General features: G+C 53.3%; 21 protein-coding genes and 1 pseudogene. 16 read left to right on the forward strand and 6 right to left on the reverse strand.

All coding sequences use genetic code 11. The features are described from left to right. Positions 1-7: 7 nt before the first annotated feature. The 9 genes from GN112_RS28855 to GN112_RS28895 all read left to right on the forward strand — a co-directional run bounded on the left by GN112_RS28855 (position 8) and on the right by GN112_RS28895 (position 9242). Positions 8-1027 (forward strand): DNA-directed RNA polymerase subunit alpha, encoded by a 1020-nt coding sequence (locus tag GN112_RS28855; protein ID WP_155313324.1) that lies wholly within the window; start codon positions 8-10, stop codon positions 1025-1027. Positions 1028-1035: 8 nt separating this feature from the next. Continuing rightward, entirely contained in the window at positions 1036-1656 is a 621-nt protein-coding gene (rplQ, locus tag GN112_RS35580) for a 50S ribosomal protein L17 (RefSeq protein WP_155313325.1), read from the forward strand. 405 nt (positions 1657-2061) lie between these two features. Then, the gene (locus GN112_RS28865; protein ID WP_155313326.1) at positions 2062-3213 is read left to right on the forward strand and encodes a hypothetical protein; all 1152 of its coding nucleotides are present in this window, start codon (positions 2062-2064) and stop codon (positions 3211-3213) included. A gap of 75 nt (positions 3214-3288) precedes the next feature. Beyond that, entirely contained in the window at positions 3289-4512 is a 1224-nt protein-coding gene (locus GN112_RS28870) for a TRAP transporter substrate-binding protein (RefSeq protein WP_231717163.1), read from the forward strand. 127 nt (positions 4513-4639) lie between these two features. Then, positions 4640-5134 (forward strand): TRAP transporter small permease, encoded by a 495-nt coding sequence (locus GN112_RS28875; RefSeq protein ID WP_155313327.1) that lies wholly within the window; start codon positions 4640-4642, stop codon positions 5132-5134. Positions 5135-5187: 53 nt separating this feature from the next. Next, positions 5188-6480: a TRAP transporter large permease gene (locus tag GN112_RS28880; protein WP_155313328.1), complete on the forward strand. Its 1293-nt coding sequence runs from the start codon at positions 5188-5190 to the stop codon at positions 6478-6480. Between the two features lie 224 nt (positions 6481-6704). Beyond that, a complete protein-coding gene (locus GN112_RS28885; protein ID WP_155313329.1) occupies positions 6705-7097 on the forward strand; it encodes a carboxymuconolactone decarboxylase family protein in 393 nt (130 codons plus the stop codon). Then, a complete protein-coding gene (locus GN112_RS28890) occupies positions 7079-8866 on the forward strand; it encodes an acyl-CoA carboxylase subunit beta (RefSeq protein WP_231717164.1) in 1788 nt (595 codons plus the stop codon). Before GN112_RS28885 ends, GN112_RS28890 begins: the two co-directional genes overlap by 19 nt. A gap of 136 nt (positions 8867-9002) precedes the next feature. Further along, complete coding sequence (locus tag GN112_RS28895; protein WP_155313330.1) at positions 9003-9242, forward strand: hypothetical protein; 240 nt, start codon at positions 9003-9005, stop codon at positions 9240-9242. Between the two features lie 22 nt (positions 9243-9264). On the opposite strand, the gene tdh is transcribed toward GN112_RS28895, so the two are convergent. From tdh to GN112_RS28910, 3 genes are all read right to left on the reverse strand, one after another. Next, on the reverse strand, positions 9265-10299 hold the full coding sequence (tdh, locus tag GN112_RS28900) for an L-threonine 3-dehydrogenase (protein WP_231717165.1): 1035 nt from the start codon (positions 10297-10299) through the stop codon (positions 9265-9267). Positions 10300-10366: 67 nt separating this feature from the next. Beyond that, positions 10367-11557 carry a glycine C-acetyltransferase gene (locus GN112_RS28905; protein ID WP_155313331.1) on the reverse strand — a complete coding sequence of 397 codons (1191 nt, stop codon included), beginning with the start codon at positions 11555-11557 and terminating at the stop codon, positions 10367-10369. 247 nt (positions 11558-11804) lie between these two features. Further along, a complete protein-coding gene (locus GN112_RS28910; protein WP_155313332.1) occupies positions 11805-12824 on the reverse strand; it encodes a GGDEF domain-containing protein in 1020 nt (339 codons plus the stop codon). A gap of 221 nt (positions 12825-13045) precedes the next feature. On the opposite strand from GN112_RS28910, the gene GN112_RS28915 reads away from it, so the two are divergent. Beyond that, positions 13046-15136: an ATP-binding response regulator gene (locus tag GN112_RS28915; RefSeq protein WP_155313333.1), complete on the forward strand. Its 2091-nt coding sequence runs from the start codon at positions 13046-13048 to the stop codon at positions 15134-15136. Positions 15137-15243: 107 nt separating this feature from the next. Continuing rightward, entirely contained in the window at positions 15244-17904 is a 2661-nt protein-coding gene (locus GN112_RS28920; protein WP_155313334.1) for a response regulator, read from the forward strand. A 23-nt stretch (positions 17905-17927) separates the two neighbouring features. Here GN112_RS28920 and GN112_RS28925 read toward each other — a convergent pair whose 3' ends face one another. The 3 genes and pseudogenes from GN112_RS28925 to GN112_RS35465 all read right to left on the reverse strand — a co-directional run. Then, positions 17928-18290 carry a hypothetical protein gene (locus tag GN112_RS28925; protein WP_155313335.1) on the reverse strand — a complete coding sequence of 121 codons (363 nt, stop codon included), beginning with the start codon at positions 18288-18290 and terminating at the stop codon, positions 17928-17930. A gap of 413 nt (positions 18291-18703) precedes the next feature. Beyond that, on the reverse strand, positions 18704-19276 hold the full coding sequence (locus GN112_RS28930) for a DeoR/GlpR family DNA-binding transcription regulator (RefSeq protein WP_414736155.1): 573 nt from the start codon (positions 19274-19276) through the stop codon (positions 18704-18706). A 24-nt stretch (positions 19277-19300) separates the two neighbouring features. Then, positions 19301-19366: pseudogene (locus GN112_RS35465) on the reverse strand (DeoR family transcriptional regulator); the annotation flags it as partial. Between the two features lie 20 nt (positions 19367-19386). Between GN112_RS35465 and GN112_RS28935 the strand changes: the two are divergent. Genes GN112_RS28935 through GN112_RS28955 form a run of 5 tightly spaced genes read left to right on the forward strand, consistent with a single transcriptional unit; the run spans position 19387 to position 24231 of the window. Continuing rightward, positions 19387-20310: a rhamnulokinase gene (locus tag GN112_RS28935; protein WP_231717266.1), complete on the forward strand. Its 924-nt coding sequence runs from the start codon at positions 19387-19389 to the stop codon at positions 20308-20310. A gap of 51 nt (positions 20311-20361) precedes the next feature. Further along, positions 20362-21600, forward strand: coding sequence for an L-rhamnose isomerase (locus tag GN112_RS28940; RefSeq protein ID WP_155313338.1), 1239 nt, complete (start codon positions 20362-20364; stop codon positions 21598-21600). A 47-nt stretch (positions 21601-21647) separates the two neighbouring features. Continuing rightward, entirely contained in the window at positions 21648-22466 is an 819-nt protein-coding gene (gene rhaD, locus GN112_RS28945) for a rhamnulose-1-phosphate aldolase (RefSeq protein WP_155313339.1), read from the forward strand. Between the two features lie 34 nt (positions 22467-22500). Then, entirely contained in the window at positions 22501-23841 is a 1341-nt protein-coding gene (locus GN112_RS28950) for an MFS transporter (RefSeq protein WP_155313340.1), read from the forward strand. 51 nt (positions 23842-23892) lie between these two features. Continuing rightward, on the forward strand, positions 23893-24231 hold the full coding sequence (locus GN112_RS28955) for a TolC family protein (protein WP_155314439.1): 339 nt from the start codon (positions 23893-23895) through the stop codon (positions 24229-24231). Positions 24232-24247: the final 16 nt, after the last annotated feature.

The raw sequence follows: 24247 nt of genomic DNA on the forward strand, positions 1-24247 counted from the left end.
ATTTGTAATGTCTAAAAACGAACTTATGTACATGAACTGGCGCGAGATGATCAAGTGCGATAAGGTCCGCGTCAGCAGCAACGATGCATACGGGAAATTTGTATGCGAACCATTGGAGAGAGGGTTCGGCATAACATTAGGTAACTCGTTGAGAAGAACCATTCTGTCCTCCTTGTACGGTGCTGCAATTGTTTCCGTCCGGTTCGAGTCCGTTGAACATGAGTTCAGTGTCATACCCGGTGTTATTGAGGATGTGTCGGAAGTCATTCTGAACCTCAAAGAAGTCCGGCTTAAAATGGACGACGCAACACCAAGGACCATCAGAGTAGAAGCGACGGGTGAAGGTCCGGTATATGCCGGTACAATAACCAGTGACGACGGACATGTCGAGATCCTCAACCCCGATCAGCAAATCGCCACGATCGCTGGTACCGGTAAGCTGAATATGGAGATGGTGGTAAAGGTGGGTAAGGGATACTCTCTCGCTGAAGCCAATAAAGATGAGGATGCACCGATTGGCACGATTCCCATTGATGCTGTTTTCTCGCCCATTAAACGGGTTAACTACGTCGTTGGCAATGCTCGTGTCGGCCAACGGACTGACTATGACAAGTTGACCCTGGAAGTCTGGACTGACGGAAGTGTTACGCCGGAGGACGCTGTTGCCTTTGGTTCAAAGATACTCAAAGAGCAGCTCAGTATTTTTATCAACTTCGATGAAGATGCCGAACCGCTTACCGAAAGCGATGAAGATAACCAGGAAAAGCCGGCCTTTAACGACAACCTCTACCGTAGCGTAGAAGAGCTTGAGTTGTCTGTCCGAAGTGCCAACTGTCTTAAGAATGCAGAAATCCTGAAAATCTACCAGTTGGTTCAGAAGACCGAGGCGGAGATGCTCAAAACGAAGAATTTTGGGCGTAAATCACTCAATGAAATCAAGGACGTCTTGGCGGAAATGGGTCTCTCGTTGGGCATGAAGCTTGACAGTTTCGAACCGCCTGAAGAATCCGTCGAAGAAGGGGAGTAAACGTTCCAATGAGACATAGAAAAAGTGGTGTCAAACTCAATCGGACCACCAGTCACCGCCAGGCCATGTTCAGAAACATGGTGACCTCGCTGCTCAAACATGACCGCATCAAAACCACCGAAGCCAAAGCCAAAGAGCTTCGTCGCTGGGCCGACCAGATTATTACCCTGGCAAAACGCGGCGACCTGCACGCGATGCGGCAGGCCATGTCCATCGTGCGCGAGAAAGAGGTGGTTTACAAGATTTTCCAGGAGGCCGGTGAACGTTTCGGTGCCATCAACGGCGGATACACCCGTATTTTCAAGATCGGGCGCAGGGCCGGTGATGCGGCACCATTGACCATCATTGAACTCGTCAGCGCTTCCGACGCGAAACCGGCCGCCGGCAAGAAGGCGAAAACCCAGACCAAAGCCGCACCCGAGGTTCAGAAGGCTGAAACAAACGTCAGCGCCCCGGTTGCCGATAGCGTTGCCGAGACGGCTGCAGCTGAAAGCGATGCGGAGCCTGCCGCCGAGATTCCCGAGGCAACCGCAGCTGCGGACGACGATAACGCCCAAAGCGATGAGACCGAAAAACAACCTGATCAAGCGGCCGACGATTCCGGTGATACGGCGGATGATGTAAAATAGACATTCGGCTTACAAATTAGAATTGATTCGATAAGGCTCCGGTTCCCCGGGGCCTTATCTATTGGTTGCTTAAACCGTTTGACATTTTGAATGTATGGTTATAGAAAATCAATCATATTGATGAATAAGATTTATAAAATACGACTATCCATAAAAACTATTGAATTTATCAACAGAAACAAAGTGAGAAGTAATCCGAGATTAGAGCCAGATCAAAAGGAATATTTTTCTTCTTGATTTTACGCGATATTATTACCTACTACACGATTTGCATGAATTATTTTTCCAATGGTGCATCGTTTCAGCTTTTGTAGCCAAGACCCTGCGGTGTGATAGCTGACAAGTCCAAGCAGTTCTTTCAAGTTGACCGCATTGACGTCTGTTTTTCAAGTGGTGAACAACCATATGGCCTTGAACCAAAGAAATATAATAGCAAATAGGGAAATGTTTTTACTATCCTATATGATAGTAATTTGTGTCTGCTGTATTTGCGGTTGTTCTACATCTTTAAAAAACATCAGTATTCTTGATGAATCATACTTTTTCAAAAATCCATTAGTTTCAGATCAAAACTTTAATGATGCGAGATTATTAATAAATGTTATATCCCGCAAGAATAGAAAGTTCGCATATGAAATTGGAAAGATACCAGAGTTACTGGACGGCATATCAAAAGATGAGATCATAGCGATCAAAAGATTAGTTTATTGTTACCTTGATAATGAATTAGTTTTTAATAAAATATTCCAAGAAATGTATGCTGTCGGTTTGCCAGAAGATAGAAAGTATTGCTCCACACTTCAAGCGTTTCTGTGGCTATTTATAGATAAAAACTATGGTGAAATAGAAGGTTTATTATATAATTACAGCACTGAAAGCTTATTGTATAAAGCTTGGGTTCTTGAGAATAATATGCACTATCATAGATGGCGTTGGAGGACTCAACAAGCCCATGCGCTTTTTCATTCATGTATGGATTCAGACCTGAAAAAGAAAATAGTAAATTACTATGAAAAAAATAAAGGCGCTGTCGACTATATAATATCAATGGCAGAAAAGGTCCCTGAAAAGTTTGGACACGCTTACATAGCCTATGATAGCGTTCTAATTAAACATCAAAATAGGTGGAATGATCATAAAATTGTTTATGATAGGTTGAATGCTCCAGAGTTGATTCATTTTTTTATTTATAATAATTATTTTTACGAACCTAATGAATACAGCACTCCTAAAAATACATTTTATTCCAAATACGGGAACTCCAAGGCTCTTGCCGAACTAGGTAGATTATTATTAGATAAATCCGGATATAAAACTTTTTTTATTACAATTAAGGATGAATCTACGCTTTGTTGTAAAGAACATGCAGGCACGGGCATCTTTGATCAAAATGGTAATTATGTCCTTGTTGTAGATATGCCAAAAGGAAAAGAAATTTCAGTTCATAATGATCAAAATGCATTGGAGAAGCATCTTCGAAATGGGAACTGTATGCCGCCTCCAAAAAGGAAGTTTAGATTTGCGTTGCCAAGAAATTTTTTCCAAAAAAACATTTAAAATTAACATAAGGGCATACACGATGGAATGGTTTATCAGACTGATATCAATTCGAAAATTTAAACTTGAAGCTATATGAATGAGCTGTTGGTGCAATCTCAAATTGATATAAAGAAAGGGGAAATTATGGAAAGATCTTCTGTAAACCTTGGTCGATCAATGGTGTGGGTAGTTGCTATTGTATTTTTTCTCTTTGGTTCACTATTAATGTCATGTGGCCAGAAAGAAGATGTGGCTGAATCTAAAAAGGAAGCTAAGGTAGAGGAAGCTACGAAAGCAAAAACCCCGAAGAAAAAAGGACTATCGCTTGATGCATGGAAAGCTAATTTTGATCCATCCGGCGCAAAATACAAATGCATTGTTTCTAATGTCTCCCATCCAGTTATCAAAGGTGTGTACGCTGGATTTGCTATGCGGGATGAATTATGGAAACGTACAAACGGTCAAATTTATATTGATTTCAAACCGTTTTCAATGCTCGGTGGTGAAGTTGAAGTCCTTAATCAACTGCAGATGGGGGCCATCCAGGGGATGGGTGTCAGCTCGGTCGCTGCAACTAATCTAGGGCCGCGTTTCGGTCTGATCAATTTGCCTTTTTTGATCAATTCCTTCGAAAAGTTGGAAAAATTTGTCGGTTCCGGAAAACTGTTCGACCACTATATGATGGCCATGGACCATCAGGGAATTATGGGATTGGATATCACCGGGTACGGCAATTATGGCTGGGCCACCACAACTCCGGTTAAAACTATCGCCGATGCTAAAAAAGTAAAATTTAGAATAGCAGAAGCGGCAGTTAATAAGCTAAATTATGAGAAATGGGGATTCAATCCTGTCGTTATGCCTTGGCCGGATGTGCCTGTTGCCCTAAAGCAAGGGGTCATTGACGGTCTCGATCACACTCCAATGGTCTGTAATATTACGAAAAAATTTGATGTCGCTAAATATTTCACCCAACTTAATTACGCCCAAGGGCTTTTTATCTGGATATTTAACAAGGCTTGGTTTAACAATCTTCCATCTGACCTGCAAAAAACCTTTATTGAAACTGTACATGATGTTTGTGCTGACATCCGCAAGCAAACTATCCAGCAGGAGATTGATCAAATTGCTGCTGCAAAGGAAAATGGAATTGAATTTTTCAAACTATCCGATAGTGAAATGGATATTGTGAGGGAACAGGGCAATGCAACTCATGAAAAATTCGCGGATGAGATAAACCAGCTTTATCCCGGTGATACCTATCGACCCGAAAACTACCTGAAAGAAGTCCAAAATTTTATGGGATATACAAAATAATCTATGCAATCCAGTTTTTAAAAGAGGGGGCAAACGGCACCCCCTCTTTGTCTGATGTTGACCAGCCTAAGCAAACAGGCCAACGCATGAGTGATACCATTACGGACCGTTACAAAAAGGTATTTTTATGACAGGAAAGGTTTTTTATAAACTGGACAAGATACTTACCACGTTTGAGGATTGGACAATTTTTATAAGTGTGTTGGTGGCACTGGTGGCTTTATTTGTTAATGTGGTCCTTCGTTATGGATTCAACTATACCTTGGCATGGTCGGAAGAACTGGTGCGGGAGGTAATAATATACACCACCTTTATCGGATGCTGTTCGGCTGTGAAAAGCCGTTCGATGATCAAGATCGACGCTTCGGTCCAGTTGTTCCCAAAACTGAAAATGCCGCTGACCTATTTCAGCAACGTAGTTATTCTTATTTTTTCCGTAATGATGATGATTTACGGATCTCAAATGGCAGCTATGCAGGCTCGAACTTTTCAAAAAACACTGATTCTTCAGATTCCACTGGTATATCTGTACGCAATTTTACCGCTGACAGGAGGGTTGATGTTTATTCGGACCTTACAAATCATTTATAAGGACCTGACATCGTTACAGGTGGACGCATGATCCCATCTTCCTGAATTCAAAGGAATGTATAGCGTGCAAGGAGACCCGCTTTTATGCAGTTGAGTGACATTATCATTATGCTGATTCTGCTGGGGTGCATGGCCAGCTACATCCCCGTTTTCATGTGCCTTTTTTTTACCGCCGTGCTAGGATTTATTATTTTTACCGATCTGCCCTTGCTGCTGTTGTTCCAGACTATTTTCAGGAGCATGGATAATTTTGCCCTCGTCGTGGTTTTATTCTTTATCCTGTGTGGAAATATCATGACAGCCGGTTCCATTGTCGAGAAGCTGATCAAGGTGGCCAACGCCATGGTCAGTTGGCTACCGGGGGGACTGGGCATGGCCGGCGTGCTGGCGTGTGGTCTTTTCGGTGCGATTTCCGGATCGACCGTCGCCACCGTGGTGGCCCTGGGCGGATTCATGATTCCCGCCCTGCTGGATAACGGATACCCGGAAACGTACACGTTGGGGCTGATGACCACGTCCCCGAACCTGGGGGTCATCATTCCACCGAGTATTGGCATGATCCTGTATTCCATGATCAGCAATGTGTCCCTCGAAGGACTGTTTTTAACCGGTTTCATCCCCGGGGTATTGATCATGTTTCTGGTCTGCCTCTATTCCTTTCTTTTTTTCAGAAAGAAAAAAGAGATCGTCCGCATGCCCATCCCATCGCTTAAAGAGACGATCGTTGTTTTAAAGGATGGGTTCTGGTCGCTGATGCTGCCGGTGATTATCTTCGGGGGTATCTTCTCCGGTGCCTTCACGGCCAATGAAGCCGCGGTGGTGGCCTGCGTATACGCCTTCATCGTCGAATTGTTCATCCACAAGTCAATGAAACTCAGTCAGGTCAAAGAAATTACCGTCAGTTCGGCCGTTACCTCGGCAACCTTGCTGATCATCGTCGCTGGGGCGACCTGCTTCGGACGACTGCTTACCCTGGAGGACATCCCGGGCCGAATTACCGAGTCCGTTCTCTCGGCGATTACCTCGCCGGCCCTTTTCCTGATCGCCATGAACATTCTGCTCCTGCTGGTGGGTATGTTTATGGATATCATCTCTGCCACGATGATTCTCGGCCCTGTTTTCCTGCCCATGCTGGACGCGTTCAATATCAACTGGATGCACTTCGGCCTGATCATGACCGTTAACCTGGCGATCGGTTACTGTACCCCGCCCATGGGGGTGAGCCTGTATATTACCGGCGCCATCGCCAAGCGGGACCTGATCTATGTGTCCAAGGCGGTCATGCCGTTTCTGGCCATTCAGATTGCCGTGCTTCTGCTGATGACTTTTTTCCCTGAAGTGACCCTGTGGCTTCCCAGGCTGATGCACTTTATCTGACCGGTTGCCGCTTTGTGCGGTTTGCCTGCCTGCATGATCCGCAGGCAGGTCCCATTTTATGCATGCTTCACGGGCCAGTGTGACTGCGTTGTGTTTCTATCCACCCTTCCGGCCGGATGTGCCTTTGCTTGTCACCGCCGGTGGCCTTTGCTATAGGTTGAAAAGGTTCTCATTTTTTCATTCCCATTTTCAATCCCATTCAAGCCATCGGAAAGGAGCCGTTCGTGAGCGATGATCTCGTAGAAAAAACAAAGGCCACCGGAGCACTTTATTTCAAGGACGTCGGGGGGGAGAAACCGTTTGAGTTGTGGCGGGCCTTTGACGCAGCGTTGGGCAAGGACCTCTCCTTGTTCATTACCGGAAAGCTCTACGCCCGTGAGAAAATTTCTCACCCGACCCGCCAACTGGTTACCATTGCCGTTCTGACGGTATTGTCGCGGCCGGAAGAGCTGAAACTGCATATTCAGGCAGCGCTGAACGTGGGCTGCACCCCCAAGGAAATTGCCGAAGTAATTTTTCAGACGTTTACCTATGGCGGTATCCCCACCGTCAACACCGCCCTTAAGGTGCTCCGCGAAGTCCTGCTGGAGAAAGGACAGTGGCCGATCGACGAATAATCGACCCCATCAACGACAAATTCGGGAGTAAAACCATGCGCCCCTATTTCCAGAAGATGCCGATCCTCGGAAAAGAGATGAATGCCGGACAGATGAAAAGTGCCGAAGCCAATCTCAAACAGATCCGGGACGTCGAGGATCAGCTGAAAGCGGAGGCGGATAAGGTCAAACAGGCCGGGCTCCCGGAGGAGAAAATCAACGCCCGTGGCCAGATGACCGTCTGGCAGCGGCTTCGATATCTGGTGGATCCCGGCACCTGGTGTCCCCTGCACTCGTTGTATAACCCGGAGGACAACACCGAGGGGACTACCAATGTGGTCGATGGATTGGGCAAAATCGGCGGCCACTGGGCCGTGATTATCGGTTTTGACAACAAGGTCCTGGCCGGGGCCTGGTTGCCCGGTCAGTCGGAAAATATCCTGCGCGTGACCAACCTGGCCAAGCGGTTGAATGTTCCCCTGGTCTGGCTGGTTCATTGCAGCGGGGTAAAATTGCCCGAACAGGAAAAGTTTTACGCCAACCGGCGGGGGGGCGGAGCCACTTTTTTTCGGCATGCCGAATTGAACCAGGCCGGTGTACCGATCCTGGCGGCCATTCACGGCACCAATCCCGCCGGCGGCGGATACCAGGCAATCAGCCCAACAGTTCTGTTTGCCCACAAAGACTGCAATATCGCCGTCGGTGGAGGGGGAATCCTCAGTGGGATGTCGCCCAAGGGCTTTTTTGATATCGAAGGAGCCGAAACCCTGATCCAGGCGGCCAAGCAGTACAAAACCAAACCACCCGGATCGGTGGACATCCATTACGACGGCACCGGGTTTTTCCGATACGTGTATGATGAGGAAACCGATGTGCTCGACGGCGTCAAAGCGTATATGCAGGCGATGCCGGCCTATGACCCCCGGTTTTTTCGTGTGGACGCACCCAAGGCGCCCCTTTTTCCGGCGGATGATATTTATCGGCTGGTGCCCTTCAACCAGAAACAGATCTATGACTTCGATCAAGTGCTGGCCCGCATTGTTGACGGCAGTGAGCATCTTGAATTCAGGCCCGATTACGGGCCGGAGGTGTATACCGGTCTGGTGAAGATCGACGGGTTTCTGGTGGGGGTGATCGGTAACCGCCAGGGTTGGCTGGGGGAAGATTATCCCGAATATGCCGACTACCCCGGTATTGGCGGTAAACTCTACCGCCAGGGGCTGATCAAGATGAACGAGTTCGTCACCCTGTGCGGTCGCGACCGGGTACCCATCGTCTGGTTTCAGGATACCAGCGGAATCGATGTGGGCGATATCGCGGAAAAGGCCGAGTTGCTCGGTCTGGGCCAGAGCCTGATCTACTCCATTCAGTCCACCGATGTGCCGCAACTGCTGGTGGTCCTGCGTAAAGGTACGGCCGCGGCCCATTATGTGATGGGCGGCCCCACGGCCAATCGGCATAACGCCCTGACGCTGGGGGTGGCCACCACCGAGATTTACGTGATGCATGGTGAGACGGCCGCCGCGGCCAGTTTCTCACGGCGCCTGGTCAAGGAGAAGGATGCCGGCAAGCCGCTTCAGCCGATCATCGACAAAATGAACCGGATGGCCCAGGAATATCACGACAACTCACGTCCCCTCTACTGTGCCTGCAAAGGCTTTGTCGATGAAGTCGTCAAAATGAACAAAATCAGGCGCTACCTGGCCGCTTTTGCCGGTTGTGCCTATCAGAACCCCAAGTCGATCTGCCCCCACCACCAGATGCTCACCCCCCGTGTGATCAGGGGATAGGAGAGCGGCTACCAGGGCGATCCGTATTTGGATCTATTTTGATCTTAAATACGATAATCAGGCTCTCCGGGTATTGTGACAGGTTCAGGGAAATCAACGCGCGGGTGAAACCTTCCCGGAAACAGCTTGCCAGCCCATGCACGCCGAAACCGGCGCGGGTGACGGTGCGGCCCTTCATCCGGGGATCCTCGGACCGTTTTTCTGGACCCAGTTTTTGGGCACATTCGTTGCCATTCTTCTTGGCACCATGATGCGGCTACCCCAGCGTTTCTGGGCGCGTGTGGAACTGGTGGCCGGCCGGCCAGTGGCGCTGGCGCGGGTAACCGCGGGCAATTTGCGTGAGCGGGTGGTGGCCCTGTGTGGGAGTCGAAGTTGAGAAGCATGGCCCGGCGGGAAAACTACACCCACTCCAAGATCACCTTGCCCGACTGGCCGGAGCGCATCACGTCAAAGGCCTGCATGAAGTCATCCACAGGGAAACGGTGGGTGATCACCGATGAGATGTCCAGGCGGCTCTGGAGCATGCTGGTCATCTTGTACCAGGTCTCGAACATTTCGCGGCCATAAATGCCTTTCAGCTTCAACCCCTTGAGGATAATCTGGGTCAGGTCCAGGGAGACTTCACCGGTGGGAATGCCCAAGATGGCGACTCGGCCACCGTAGTTCATGGCCGCCAGCAGATCCCTGAAGGCCTGGACGTTACCGGACATCTCCAGGCCGATGTCGAAGCCTTCCTTCATTTCCAGTTGCCGGACGGTATTATCGATGGACGTGCGCGTCACATTGATGGCGGCGCTGGCGCCCATGCGTTCGGCCAGTTCCAGGCGGTAATCGTTGACATCGGTGATCACCACGTGGCGGGCCCCCACGTGGCGGGCGATGGCCACGGCCAGGATGCCGATGGGCCCGGCACCGGTAATCAGAACATCCTCACCCACCAGATCGAAGGAGAGGGCCGTATGGGCGGCGTTGCCGAAGGGATCCAGGATGGCGGCAATATCGTCGCTGATGGTTTTCGGGACCTTGAATACGTTGGACGCCGGCACACTGATATACTCGGCAAAACATCCCGGTCGGTTGACGCCGACGCCGATGGTGTTGCGGCACAGGTGGCGCTTGCCCGCCCGGCAATTGCGGCAGTGGCCGCAGGTGATGTGCCCTTCGGCGGAGACCCGGTCCCCCGCCTTCAACCCCCTGACTTCGCTGCCCATGTCGGTGATGATGCCGACAAATTCGTGGCCGATGGCCATGGGGGTGGGGATGGTGCGTTGGGACCATTCGTCCCAGTTGTAGATGTGAATGTCCGTCCCGCAGATGGCGGTTTTGACGATTTTGATCAGCACGTCGTTGTGACCGATGCGGGGGAAGGGCACCCGGTCCATCCAGATACCGGGTTCGGGTTTCAGTTTGACGATGGCCTTCATGGTTTCCATTTGCACACCAGCCTTTCCCGCTTGGAGTTTTTTATCGGGCCTTAGACGGGGTTTTTCAAACAGACGCTTATTGAATCACCGAAAGCTCGCGGCCCACCTTGACGAAGGCGTCGATGGCCCGGTCCAGGTGCTCCCGGGTGTGGGCGGCGGACATCTGGGTGCGGATGCGCGCCGCTCCCTGGGGCACCACCGGAAAGCTGAATCCAACCACATAGATGCCCTCCTCGAGCATGCGGGCCGCCATCTTCTGGGCCAGCCGGGCGTCACCGAGCATGACCGGAATGATCGGGTGCTGCCCCGGTACCAGGCGAAAACCCGCCGACTGCATATTCTCCCTGAAGTAACGGCTGTTTTCCCTGAGCCGGTCGAGCAGCTCCGAACTCTCCTCCAAAAGATCCAGTACGGCGATGGCGGTGGCGGTAATCACCGGCGCCAGGGTGTTGGAAAACAGGTACGGCCGCGAGCGTTGTCGCAGCCAGGCAATGATTTCCCGCCGGCCGGACGTGTAGCCACCCGAGGCGCCGCCAAGGGCCTTTCCCAGGGTGCCGGTGATGATATCCACCTGATCGGCCACCCCGCAGTACTCGGGGGTACCACGGCCGTGTTCGCCGACAAATCCTACCGCGTGGGAATCGTCCACCATCACCAGGGCGTCATGGCGCCGGGCCAGATCGCAAATCCCCTTGAGGTCGGCGATGATGCCGTCCATGGAGAAAACCCCGTCGGTGGCAACTATCCGGAAACGGCAGCCGGCCGCCGATTTGAGCTGTGCTTCGAGATCGGCCATGTCGTTGTTGGCGTAACGCATGCGCCTGGCTTTGCACAGCCGGATGCCGTCGATAATGCTGGCATGGTTGAGGGCGTCGCTGATCACGGCATCGTTTTCGTCCAAAAGAGCCTCGAAAAGGCCGCCATTGGCGTCAAAACAGGAGCTGTACAGGATGGTGTCTTCGGTTCCCAGGAATTGACTGATACGATGCTCGAGGGTCTTATGGATCGCTTGGGTACCGCAGATGAAGCGCACGGAAGACATGCCGAATCCATAGGTGGCCAGGGCGGTCTGGGCCGTTTTGATCAGTTGCGGATGGTTGGCCAGGCCCAGGTAGTTGTTGGCGCAGAAATTGAGAACGGTTCGGCCGCCCTGGACCGTAATGGCGGCCTGCTGGGCGGAGGTGATCAGGCGTTCGTCCTTGTAAAGGCCATTTGTTTTCAAGGTTTCAATTTCGCTGGCCAGATGGTTCAACAGGCGGTGTTGCATAGCAGCGGCCTCCTTTCACGGTGGGGGGGCTTGTTTTGCCATGTCGTTTCCCCTGGATAGGGTGACTATGGTGGGTCTTTGAATCGACACTATCTATAAATACCACCGCAGAGCGAATCCAGGCAACCATAGCCTTTTATAGCATGGGTACTTTGGAGGCAAAGGGGCGGGAATAACGACTGAACATCATCTGATGCAGCACCGATACCCGATCCAGCGTTGGTGGGGGGATGCTTGTGTCAGCCGCTTAAAACCGGGTTACCTGGTTGCGACCGGTCTCCTTGGATTGATACAGCGCCTCGTCCGCCCGTTGGATGAATGCCTCGGTGGGTTCTCCGTGGCGGTACATGGTGACCCCGAAGGAGAGGGTGACCTGGCCCAGACTTTCACCGCTGTTTTTCTTCTTGAGGTCTATCGCTTCGAAGGTGAGACGCATGTTCTCCGCCAGTTTCTCGGCGCCATCGATGGGGGTGTCGGGCAGCAGTATGGCGAATTCCTCTCCGCCGATGCGTGCAACCAGATCTCTGCCTTTGATGGAATCCTTGATGGTGGCGGCGACCATCCGCAACACATTATCGCCCACCAAGTGGCCATGGGTGTCATTGACCTTTTTAAAATGATCAATATCGGCAATGATCAGACACAGGGGCGAACCGGCGCCGCCGGTCTTTCCAATAGCCTCTTTCAGGGTGTCCTCAAACCCCCGGCGGTTGGCAACCCGGGTCAGCGGATCTTTCAGCGCTGCTTTGCGGTAGCGTGCCATTTTGAGTTTTAGCTGATCGATTTCATGGGTCGCCTGGCGGAGCTGTTCCCTGAAGGAGCTGCTGGAGACTTCAAGATTATTGATTTCCTGCTTGATCCGGTGGACGATTTTTTCCACATCCGCTTCAGGGAGGTCGGGCACCAGGGCATCGTTGATGCTTTCCAGCTTATTTTCCGATTCGGAGAAGTCCTGACGGGTGGTTTTGATGGTACCGATGATTTCGGCAAAAACTTTTTTCAGTTCTTCCCGAACCAGGTGGGTGACTGTTTCGGCCTGGCCAATGACGTGCTGGTTGTAGATTTGCCGCAGAACGTCTACCGAAAATGAGCCGTTTTTTTTGATATGCTCGTCGATAGATTGATTGAGGTGTTCATTCCTTCCAGACGCATATTCGTACCAGATGCAGTAATTCAAGGGGTCTGTAGGTAGTCCATGTTTGCCGATCAGCTCAAGGGCGAGACGCAGATATTGCCGGGAGTCATCAATCGTATCAGTGTAGTGCATGCTGCTGGTTTCTTTCTTCAGAAAAAGTCGAATCGTGCTTTGAACCCGGACTATGGCATGCAACTGGGTGGTGCCGGGTTCGCCTTATTCATTCTTTTTGTAAACGGTACAGTTCTTATCTATGGGGGGAACGCGGAAGTGTCAATTAAAATCAAACGGATAGAAGGAGGAAAGGGGAATAGAAATTGCTTGACCGGCATGGTTCGCCTGTGCATAATCGATTGACCCGAAAGGGTTATCCCGTCAACCTGATCCGGCATCCGGAAAACGACCGCACCCATGATGCCAGTTGCTGTGCCGTCCGACAGCACAGGCTTTCATCGGCGGCCATGGAGGGGCGAAACCCCATGAAAAAGAAAATTCTGGTGGTCGATGACAACCGGATGATTTTAAAATTTTTATCCAACCTGCTCGATGCGGAAGGCCACGAGGTAAAAACCTGCGAGGACGGCCTGTCGGCGCTGAGCCTGCTGACCATCTACCAGCCGGATATCGTTTTCGTCGACCTGATCATCCCGAAAATCGGCGGGGATAAATTGTGCCAGATCATCAGGACCATGGAGCATATGCGACAATGCTACCTGGTGATTATTTCCGCCGCTGTGGCCGAGATGGATCTGGATTTCAGGAAAATCGGTGTCAACGCCTGCATCGCCAAAGGCCCTTTCGGTCAGATGGGCAAACATGTGCTGGCCGCGATTAATGATTCGGCAGACCCCGCAAAATCGATTTCCGAGCATGAAATTCTCGGTATCGCCTCCATTGATGGTATTCCGGTGTATGCCCGTCGCATGACCAAAGAGCTGCTGGGGCGCAATCGCCATCTGGAAACCATTTTGGAAAGCATGACCGAGGGGATCGTTGAAATTTTTACCGGGCGGGTGGTTTACGCCAATTCCACGGCCGTGAAACTTTTTGGCGTTCCCCTGGAGAATCTGCTTTCCGTCCGGTTGCGTGAATTGTTCGACGAGGAATTTCAGAGCCGCATCGATTTCTTGTTGCAGCCCCCCGCTGGAACGTCGACGGCCGTTGGTGTAACCCGCCCCCTTGAGCTGAGCGGACGTCAGATCGTCATCCGCAGCTTTCCGGTGCAGGACGAAGCCGACACGATCATTTTGCTGATCGCCGATGTGACGGAGCAGCGCGATCTGGAGTATCAGTTGCAGCATGTGCGGCGCATGGATGCCATTGGAAACCTGGCCGGTGGGATTGCCCACAACTTCAATAACCTGTTGATGGGTATTCAGGGCAATGTTTCCATTTTGATCCAGGAAAAAAAGATGGGCGACCCCGGATACGATGAGTTGGCCGGTATTGAACGCTGTATCGACAGCGGTGCCAAACTGACCCGCCAGCTGTTGAGCTTTGCCAAGGGCGGCCGCTACTCCATGGCGATGGTCGATATCAATGACATTGTTGAGAAGTCGGCGAGCATGTTTGCCCGGACGCGCAAAGAGATTCATGTGGTTCAGCAACTGGCGGAAGATATGGTCATGGCCGAAGTGGATGCCGCCCAGATTGAACTGGTCCTGATGGATCTTTATGTGAATGCGTGGCATGCCATGTCCAGAGGCGGGACGTTGACCGTTTCCACGGCCACGGTTTCGTTAAACAAAACGTTTGTCAAGCCCTACCATCTTCAACCGGGGCAATACCAGAAAATCGAAGTGGCCGACAACGGCGCCGGTATGGATGAAAAGACAACCGAGCGGATTTTCGAGCCCTTTTACACCACCCGGCCCATGGGTGAGGGAACCGGACTGGGACTGGCCTCTGTTTTCGGTATCATCAAAAAGCACCGGGGCATCATTGCCGTGGATAGCCAGATCGGACGCGGAAGTACCTTTTCGATCTACTTGCCCGCAGCCCGGATCCTCCAGAAACCCAAAGACGAAGGGACATTGACCACCGGCGGGAGGGGTCTGGCGTTAGCGAGGGGTTCCGGAACCATCCTGGTGGTGGATGATGAGGAATACATTCTCAAAGCCGACCAGGCCATGCTGACCGAGCTCGGATACGACGTACTGCTGGCAAAGGGTGGCAGAGAGGCCTTGGAGGTCTTCGAAGCCAACCGGGACCGAATCCAATTGCTCATTTTGGATCTGATCATGCCTGATTTGAGCGGAGAGACCGTATACGACCGGGTAAAAGCCTCGAGGCCCGACGTGCGGGTGATTCTGTCCTCCGGGTACAGCATTGAAGGCCAGGCGGAATCGGTCATAAAAAAAGGCTGTGACGGCTTTATTCAAAAACCATACAACCTCAGCCAGCTGGCGCTGAAAATCAAGGAAACCCTTGCCGACGACAAGTAAGCCGCCTGGCGGCTGGCCCGCCCCTTGGTGGACGTGGGAATGACCCATCCCGGGCGCGTTGGTAACCCATATTTTTCCATCGGTCAGGGAAGGAAAACGCGGACGCGATGGCAGATCCCCACACCCCCAAAAACACACCACGCCTGAAAGACCGGCTCCTTCATCCCCAGACGCGGAGCAGCGCCGCCAGGCTCGCCGATCGGGTATTGCTGATGGGCGTGGGCGTGGCTTCTGTCTATTGGATTTTTGCTTCTCTGCTTTTCTCCTTGAATGCCGAAACCGGAACCTTTTTGACGCATTTCTTGAATCCCGGGTTCAACGAATTTCTCAGCCGCCTGCTGGTGTTGTGCTTCTTTATGATTTTCGGCTCCCAGGTGGGCTACACCCTGCGTCAGCGTCAGGCACTGGATGAAGCCCTGGCCGGCAGTGAGGAGAAGCATCGCACCATCCTCGAAAATATCGAGGATGGGTACTATGAAATCGATTTCCAGGGCAACCTGACCGTATTCAACGAGTCGTTCCGCAAAATTACCGGATATGCCGCGGATCAGCTAACCATGCAGGACTTCCGGCGGTTGCTGACACCGGCGGAAACCGGAAAGGTGTTCGGTGTTTTTGAAAAAGTACGACAGACAGGGCGGGCCATCAAAGACCTTGGGTTTGTCATCGTGCGCCGTGACGGTGCCCGGCGGTGGGTGGAAACTTCCATTTCGCCGGTTACTGACAGCGATAGCCAGGTGATCGGGTATCGGGGCATCCTGCGGGATGTGACCCGCCGGCGCCAGGCCGATGCACTGAAACAGGAAAAGATGGCTGCCGAGTCCGCCAGTCGCTCAAAAAGTGAGTTTCTGGCCAACATGAGTCATGAGATCCGAACGCCGCTGAATGCCATTATCGGACTGGTGGAACTGCTTTTGGCCTCACCGCTTTCCCGGGAGCAGCGGGAAGATCTCAAGGTGGTCCAGTCGGCGGCCTATGCACTCCTGTCGGTCATCAATGATATTCTCGATTTCTCAAAGATTGAAGCGGGCAAGCTGGAGCTGGAACGATCGCCCTTCAACCTGCGGGATTTCCTGGGCGAGGCGCTCAAGATTCTGGCCGTCAGGGCCCATGAGAAGCATCTCGAACTGGCCTATCGAGTGGCGCCAAACGTTCCCGACCGCCTGGTGGGGGATCCTCACCGTTTTCGGCAGGTGTTGCTCAACCTGATCGGCAATGCCATCAAATTCACGGACTCCGGTGAAATTGTCGTTTTCGCCCAATGTGATTCCCTTGAGAATGACCGCCTGATGTTGCACATGGCCGTTCGGGATACCGGAGCCGGCATTCCCACCGGCAAGCAGGCCCTCATTTTCGATGCATTCAGCCAGGCGGACGGTAGTACCAGCCGGAAATTCGGCGGTACCGGCTTGGGGCTGGCGGTCAGTTCACAACTGGTCAGCCTGATGGGAGGACGAATTTGGGTGAAAAGCGTGCTGGGCAAGGGCAGTATTTTTCACTTCACCGCCGCATTCGATGTGAACACAGCGGCGCCGGCTGCCCCGGTGCTGCCGGCAGACGTCGATCTGAGCGGATTGCGCGTGCTGGTGGTTGACGACAATGCCACCAACCTGAAAATCCTGTGTGAAATGCTGGCCAGCTGGAAGATGGTTCCCAAGGCGGCGTCGTCGGCTGAGTCCGCCAAAACAGTGTTGACGAGGATGCAACAGCGTGGTGAGGCGGTCGATCTGGCCCTGATCGATTCCGACCTGACCCGGGCCGGCACCCTTTCTCTGGTCCGTTATATCCGTTCCCGGGAAGCTCCCGCGGCCCGCATTACATTGATGCTGACGACGACCACCGCCAAAACGGCGGATCGCTATAACGCCGAGGGGGTAGCCATGGTGGTGACCAAACCGGTACGGCCCTCCGATCTGCTCGATGCCATCATCAAATCCCTGTCCCAGGAAAATGTTCCCATCGAAGTCGTCAAGGAGAAGAGATCCGGTGAACAGGAGACCGCCCTTCCACCACTGAACATTCTCGTTGCCGAGGATACGCCCTTTAACCAGAAGTATATCCGGCGGCTTCTGGAGAACTGGCGCTGCCGGACGACAATTGTGGAAAATGGCCGCCTGGCCATTGCAGCTCTGGCCAACCAGAACTTCGATTTGGTGCTGATGGATGTTCAGATGCCGGAGATGGACGGCATCACCGCCACGCTGAGAATCCGTGAGGAGGAGCAGAAAACCGGGAGGCACATCCCCATCGTCGCCATGACCGCCCATGCCATGAAGGGCGACCGTGAACGCTGCATCGAGGCCGGTATGGACGACTATGTGCCCAAGCCCATCGCATCGGCGACGCTACGCAAGACCATCTTGCGGATCCTGCCTGTTGCCGCGCCGGCACCGGCGGCTTCGGAAGCGGCGGCAGGGACGGACGCCGGTGCCGACCTGGCCGTGTTGATGGAGGCGTTCAACAATGACGGTACGTTCTTTAAGGATGTGGCCGGAATGTTTATCAGCGATTATCCGCCGATGCTGGAGACGATCGAAAAAGCCATTGACGCGAAGGATGTTGAACTGGTCAGCCGGACCGCCCACGCCCTGAAAGGAATGGCGCGTAATTTTCAGGCGGATACCGCCGCCGCGACCGCCCTGAAGCTCGAACAAGTGGCGGCCGCTGGGCGGCTTGACGGCGCCGGGGAACTGATCCGGCAACTGGCAGCGGAACTGGGCCGCTTCGAAACCCACCTCAAAGCGATGATGGCGCGGGTCACCGGTTGACCCGATGCCCGGGCATCAACGGACTATTCCGTTGACGATTCAACACTGTCCCGGCGGGTATCCACAATAAGATGGCGCAGCATTTCCCAGGCCTGCTGTTCTTTTTGATGTTCATGCGCTTTTCGGGCTTCATTCTTACCACTGCCGGTGGAGTAGACAATCGCCGGCTGGCCGTTGGGTCTGGTGATGGTTCGAATGCCCATGGCGCGATTTTTCGCCTGCGCCGACCGGTTCGCTTCGATTTCACTTTCCAGCATCATCTGGATCGTTTTCTCACTCACCCCGTTCTGCTTGAGCAGCAGGATCTCCTGGGCCGTCAGTGCGTGCAGTGCCGTCGGGATGGCCATCCATAGACAGCCGATTCCAATCAGTATGGCTGTTTTCATGTTTTTTCCTTTCGTTGGTAGTATGGGGGGGGGCAATGCGCATGATGCTTTTTCGGGTGCTTCCGTAAGAGCCTGTTTGAGAAGTCTGGATCAGGCCCGATAACAAGGCGGGAAGTGGCTCAAAAGCGGAGCATATATGTAATATGTGAGCATTTTGAGACACTTCCCAACGCCGTTAGCGGGCCTTAGACGGATTTATCAAACAGGCTCTAACTCAGCAGCTTGAACATACCATATAATCTTTTGATCCATGATGGCAAATGCGCGATTCCATCGTTTTGTCATTTCGTATCCCAATTAGGGGATGGTTTTCGTTACCCTGCTGGCGTCGCGCTTTATGGTGAGACCGGGTTGCCGGCCAAACCTGAGAAGCGCCATATCAACGGCCTCGATTTAAACATGAATCCCCCTCTCTAGTAGATGAGCTGGACCCCTTCTTTCTTGAAAAAATCCACCCAGGCCCGTTTGGGTTCGCGGTCCGTAATGACATAGTCCAGATTTGCGTAATCCAGGGTTCGCATGAACACGATTTGGTCGAACTTCGTGTGGTCAGCCAGAAGGATCCGTGTTTTTGCCTGCCGGACCATCACCTGCTTAACCAACGCTTCGGGTTCGTTGGACTCCATCACACCTCTTTCACGATCCAGGCCTTTACAGCTAATCAGTGCCAGGTCAACGTTGTAGGCTTCCAACGTCCGGCAGGCGAGAGCACCCACAAAGGCGAAAGAATGGGCACGTAACCCGCCGCCCGTGCCGATGAGGGTGAAGCCGGCCCTCGCATAATCGTTGAGCAGCTTCACCGAGTTGGTGATGATGGTCAAGTCCGTTTTGGCTTGCAGGATGTCGATCAGCGCCAGCACCGTGGTGCTGGCATCGGCCATGATGCTATAGCCGTTGTTGACCAGCCCGGTGGCCTTTGCGGCGATGGCCTGCTTTTCCGCGTGATTGGCCGCGGTCCTGTTGGCAAAAGGCAGATCTTCATTGATGGGTTGGGCCGGAACCGCGCCACCGTAGCTGCGGCGGAGAAATCCGTCCTTTTCCAGGCGCTCAAGGTCGCGGCGGACCGTTTCCGGGGTTACGCTGAATTCCTTGCTTTCTGCTCACCGGAAAAAAGGTCAACGAGTATACCAACGCCACCACTACCCAGCTTGTCAACGCGCATTCCCGGACTTGGGATGTCGAATTGCTGAACGCCCTGGAATTGCCCGTGGATATTTTCGGCAAGCTGTCCCTGCCCAAAACCGTCGTGGGCAACTTGAAGCCGGAAATCAGGGCGGCTGTAGGGTTTGACGTGGAAGTCGTCCTCTCCGCCACTCACGATACCGCTTCCGCCGTGCTGGCCATGCCTGCAAAAGACGATGATTCCATCTACATCAGCTCAGGCACATGGTCCCTCATGGGCATAGAGCGCCTGATCCCGGACTGCACCGAGGAAAGCCGTAAACGCAACTTCACCAACGAGGGTGGCTACCACTACCGTTACCGTTACCTCAAGAACATCATGGGGCTGTGGATGCTCCAGAATATTCGTAATGAATTCAAGCATCTGTATTCCTTTGACGAAATCAATACCCTGGCCGGTATCGGCCTGTATTTTCCCTCAACGGTCAAGGTGAACGACCCGGCCTTTCTTGCCCCCCGGAGCATGATTACGGCCGTCAAGGCATACTGCGCCCGCACGGGCCAGGACGTGCCGGAAACGGAATGCGAAATTCTAGCCTGCACCTACAAGAGCCTTGCCAGCTGCTACGCGGAAACCGCCAGCGAGATTGAAGCCTTGACCGGCAAAGCATACCGCCGGATTCACATCATCGGCGGCGGCTGTCGGGACGGCCTGCTGAACCGACTGACCTCCCAATATACCGGCAAGGACGTTTATGCCGGACCCGTGGAGGCCACGGCCATCGGGAACCTGCTCGTGCAGATGCTGCGGGCCGGAAGTATCGCCGATCTTCCCGAAGCGCGGGATGCCGTGCGCCGTTCCTTTGCCGTGGAAAAGGTTGTTGTTGCGTGTAGCTGAAAGCGACCGGGCTTTCCCGGTGAAAACCCTATTCATAAAAGGAGGACTGCCATGTCCCGATTTGAAACGGCCAAAGCCATGTACCAGGAATACGGGGTCGATGTTGAGGCGGCGCTGCAGACCCTGGAAAAAGTCAAAATTTCCATGCACTGCTGGCAGGGTGACGACGTGTCCGGGTTTGAGAATTCCGGCGAGCTGTCCGGCGGCATCGCGGCCACCGGCAACTATCCCGGCAAGGCCCGCACCGCCGAAGAGCTTTTTGCCGATATGGACGTGGCGTTCAGCCTCATTCCCGGCAAACACAAGGTAAACGTTCACGCCTGTTACGCGACCGACGGTAAGGCCGACCGCAACGCACTGGAACCGAAGCATTTCCAGTCCTGGGTGCAGTATGCCAGGGAGCGCGGTTTGGGCCTCGATTTCAATCCCACCTTTTTTTCTCATCCCAAAGCAGCTGACTCCCTGACCCTTTCGCATCCGGATGCGGCCATCCGGTCCTTCTGGGTCGAACACGGCAAGGCCTGCCGCCGTATTGCTGCCCATTTTGGCAAGGAACTGGGCCAACTGTGCCTGAACAACGTCTGGATTCCCGATGGATACAAAGATGTTCCGGCGGATCGCTTCGGCCCCAGGGAACGGCTGAGAAATTCCCTGGACGCCATTTTCGCCGAGAAGTTCAACCCGGAACACATCGTGGACAGCGTGGAGTCCAAGGTTTTTGGTATCGGGCTGGAGTCTTACACCGTGGGCTCCCACGAGTTCTACCTCAGCTACGCCGCACAAAACGGCGTGCTCTGCCTGCTCGATTCCGGACATTTCCACCCCACGGAGGTCATCTCCGACAAGATTCCCACCATGCTGCTGTTCTTCGACAAACTCGCCCTGCACGTGACACGGCCGGTACGCTGGGACAGCGACCACGTGGTGCGCTTCGACAACGAACTGCAGGAGATCGCCAAGGAAATCGTACGCTGCAACGCCCTTGATCGGGTACTGATCGGCCTGGATTTCTTCGATGCGTCCATCAACCGCGTTTCCGCCTGGGTGGTGGGCATGCGCAACATGCAGAAGGCGCTTTTGTACGCCCTGCTCATGCCGCACGCCAAACTGGCCGGCCTGCAAACCCGGGGCGCGTTCACTGAACTCATGGCAATCCAGGAAGAACTCAAACTTTATCCTTTCGGCGATATATGGGACCGTTTCTGCGAAATGCACAACGTGCCGGTTCGTTGCCAATGGTTCAACCGCATTCGGGATTATGAACAAACCGTACAGAGCAAAAGGAAGTAAAACAAGTGAACATACGCAAAACCATAGCGTTGCAGGAAGCAACACAGATGAACGTAACAGACGCGCCTTTTGTGCGCGGTTTTATCCGGTTGACGGACGACGCTTTTAAAAAGGGCTGGCACGAGCGTAACGGCGGCAACCTCAGTTACCGGATCAGGCCGGAAGAAATTGAAACGGTCCGTTCATCGCTGCGCGATCCCGCTGAATGGACCGACATCGGTCTTCGCCTGCCCGATCTGGCCGGAGAGTATTTTCTTGTCACGGGCAGCGGCAAATACATGCGCAACGTGATCGAATGCCCCGCGGACAATATCGCCATCGCCCTGATCGACGAAGCGGGTGAAAAATTCAGCCTGGTCTGGGGACTGGAAAGCGGCGGCAGGCCCACCAGCGAATTCCCCACCCACCTGATAAACCACGCCATCACCGCGAAACGCACAAACGGCGCACACCACGTCATCTACCATGCCCATCCGGCCAACATCATTGCGCTGTCCTTTGTGCTGCCCCTGACGGATAGGGCCTTTACCCGCGAACTCTGGGGCATGGCCACGGAATGCCCGGTGGTCTTCCCCGAAGGCGTGGGCGTGGTGCCCTGGATGGTGCCCGGGGGGAGCGAAATCGCCAAGGCGACCGGCAAACTGATGGAACAATACAACGTCGTGGTCTGGGCGCATCACGGGGTGTTCTGCTCCGGCGCGGACTTCGACGAGACGTTTGGTCTTATGGATACCGTGGAAAAATCCGCTGAAATCAGTGTGAAGGTACGTTCCATGGGTGGCGCGCATCAGGGAATTGCTCCGGACGAGCTGCGGCATCTGGCCAGCGATTTCAACGTGACGCTTCCGGAAAAATTCTTCCGATGATGCCAAAAAACGATAACAGAAGGAGAGGTTTCTCATGAGCACAAAACAACAGTCCACCTGGACCAAGACCATCGTCGCGTCCATGACCAGCTACATTGACGCCGGATCCATCGTGGCCGGCGCGGCCGGGCTGAGTTTGTGGGAAGCGTATCTTGGCATGGGCAGCGTTCAACTCGGCATGTTGGCGGCATTCAGTTCCAACGCCATTTCCGCCGCTCTCGGCGCGCTGATCGGCGGTTATATCTGCGACCGTTTCGGCCGCAAGCTCGTATATACCTACGACTTGGTATTTTACATGCTGGGGATGCTCCTTATCGTGTTCGCGGTGAATTTTCCCATGCTGTTCGCCGGGTATTGCGTGGTGGGCCTTTCCGTGGGGGCCGATGTTGTCGCTTCCTGGACGCTGATTGCCGAAAACGCGCCGGCGAAAAATCGGGCCAAACATTGCGGATCCGCACAGGTCGCCTGGGCGCTGGGGCCAGCCGTGGTCCTCGTCATGTCTGTTATCCTTGGGGGACTGGGCCTGCTCGGCAACCGCATCGTGTTCGCGCACCTCATCGTCGTGGCCTTGATCACCTGGATTCTGCGTCTCAGGATGCCCGAATCCGATAGTTGGATTGCCAACAAGGAAAAGGAACAAGAGTTGATCGCCAAGGGCCTGTGGCGCAAGCCCCGCATGCGCGACCTCTTCATCGGCCCAAACCTCAAGGGCGTGATGTTCCTCTTCGGCGTGTATACGATCTGGAACCTGTGCGCGGGCACCATGGGCTTCTTCCTGCCGTACATCTATGAAAAGGTCGGCGGCGTGAGCAACGCGACGGCCAACGCGCTCACCGTTGGCCTGTTCCTCACCTCGGCCCTCTCGACGCTTACCCTCTTCATGCGTCTTGCCGACAGGTATAGCCGCCGCGTCATCTACCGCGTCGTGGCGTGCCTGTTCATCGCGGCGTGGTCCATTTTTCTTCTGCCCGAACAATCCCTGACCATGCCCCTGCTCGTGACTTTCGCCATCCTTGTCGGCATCAACAACGGTTCCGGGCAGCAGGCCTTCTATCAGATGTGGGGAAGCGAACTGTTCCCGGCTCGCTATCGGGCTTCCGCCCAGGGCGTGCTCTTTTTCTCGGCCCGTGTGTTTCTCGGTTTTTGGAGTCTGTGTTTGCCGGTTATTACCGAATCTTTCGGATTTAAAGTCGCCGCGATTTTCCTCGTCGCCTTTGCCACCATCAGCATGCTGATCGGTACGATCTTCAACCCAAATACCGCCGGCAAAACGCTGGAACAAATTGAAGCGGAACGATACGGTTCCGTGGGGACTTCACCCCTGTCCGTCAACGAACAGACTGGCGAACAACCCCAGGAGTATATGGCCACATAGGATTGTAACAAGGGTAAACCCCGACCTTGCCGGGGACGCCCAGAACATGACATTTTCCGGGAATGTGAGAAAGCCTCCCGTCTTGAAAAGATTGCTGTTGCAGACTATGAAAAGGCCATTCAAACAGCCTTTCAGGAGGTTGCCGATCAGCTTGCCGCAAGGGGGACATACAAAAGACAGCTTGAAGCGCAAAACGCGTTGGTTGAATCCAATAAAAAATATTACGATTTTTCTGAGTCTAGATATAAGAACGGTGTGGATACATTCCTCACCGTTCTTGGTTCACAAAGATCGCTTCTTTCTTCCCAGCAGGACGTCGTCTCTGTCAAGCTTGGGTATTTAAGTAATCTTGTTACCCTCTATAAGGTCCTCGGCGGCGGACAGATTTGACAATATTTCAAAACTC

It is taken from the genome of Desulfosarcina ovata subsp. ovata, assembly GCF_009689005.1.
Taxonomy (GTDB): Bacteria; Desulfobacterota; Desulfobacteria; order Desulfobacterales; family Desulfosarcinaceae; genus Desulfosarcina; species Desulfosarcina ovata.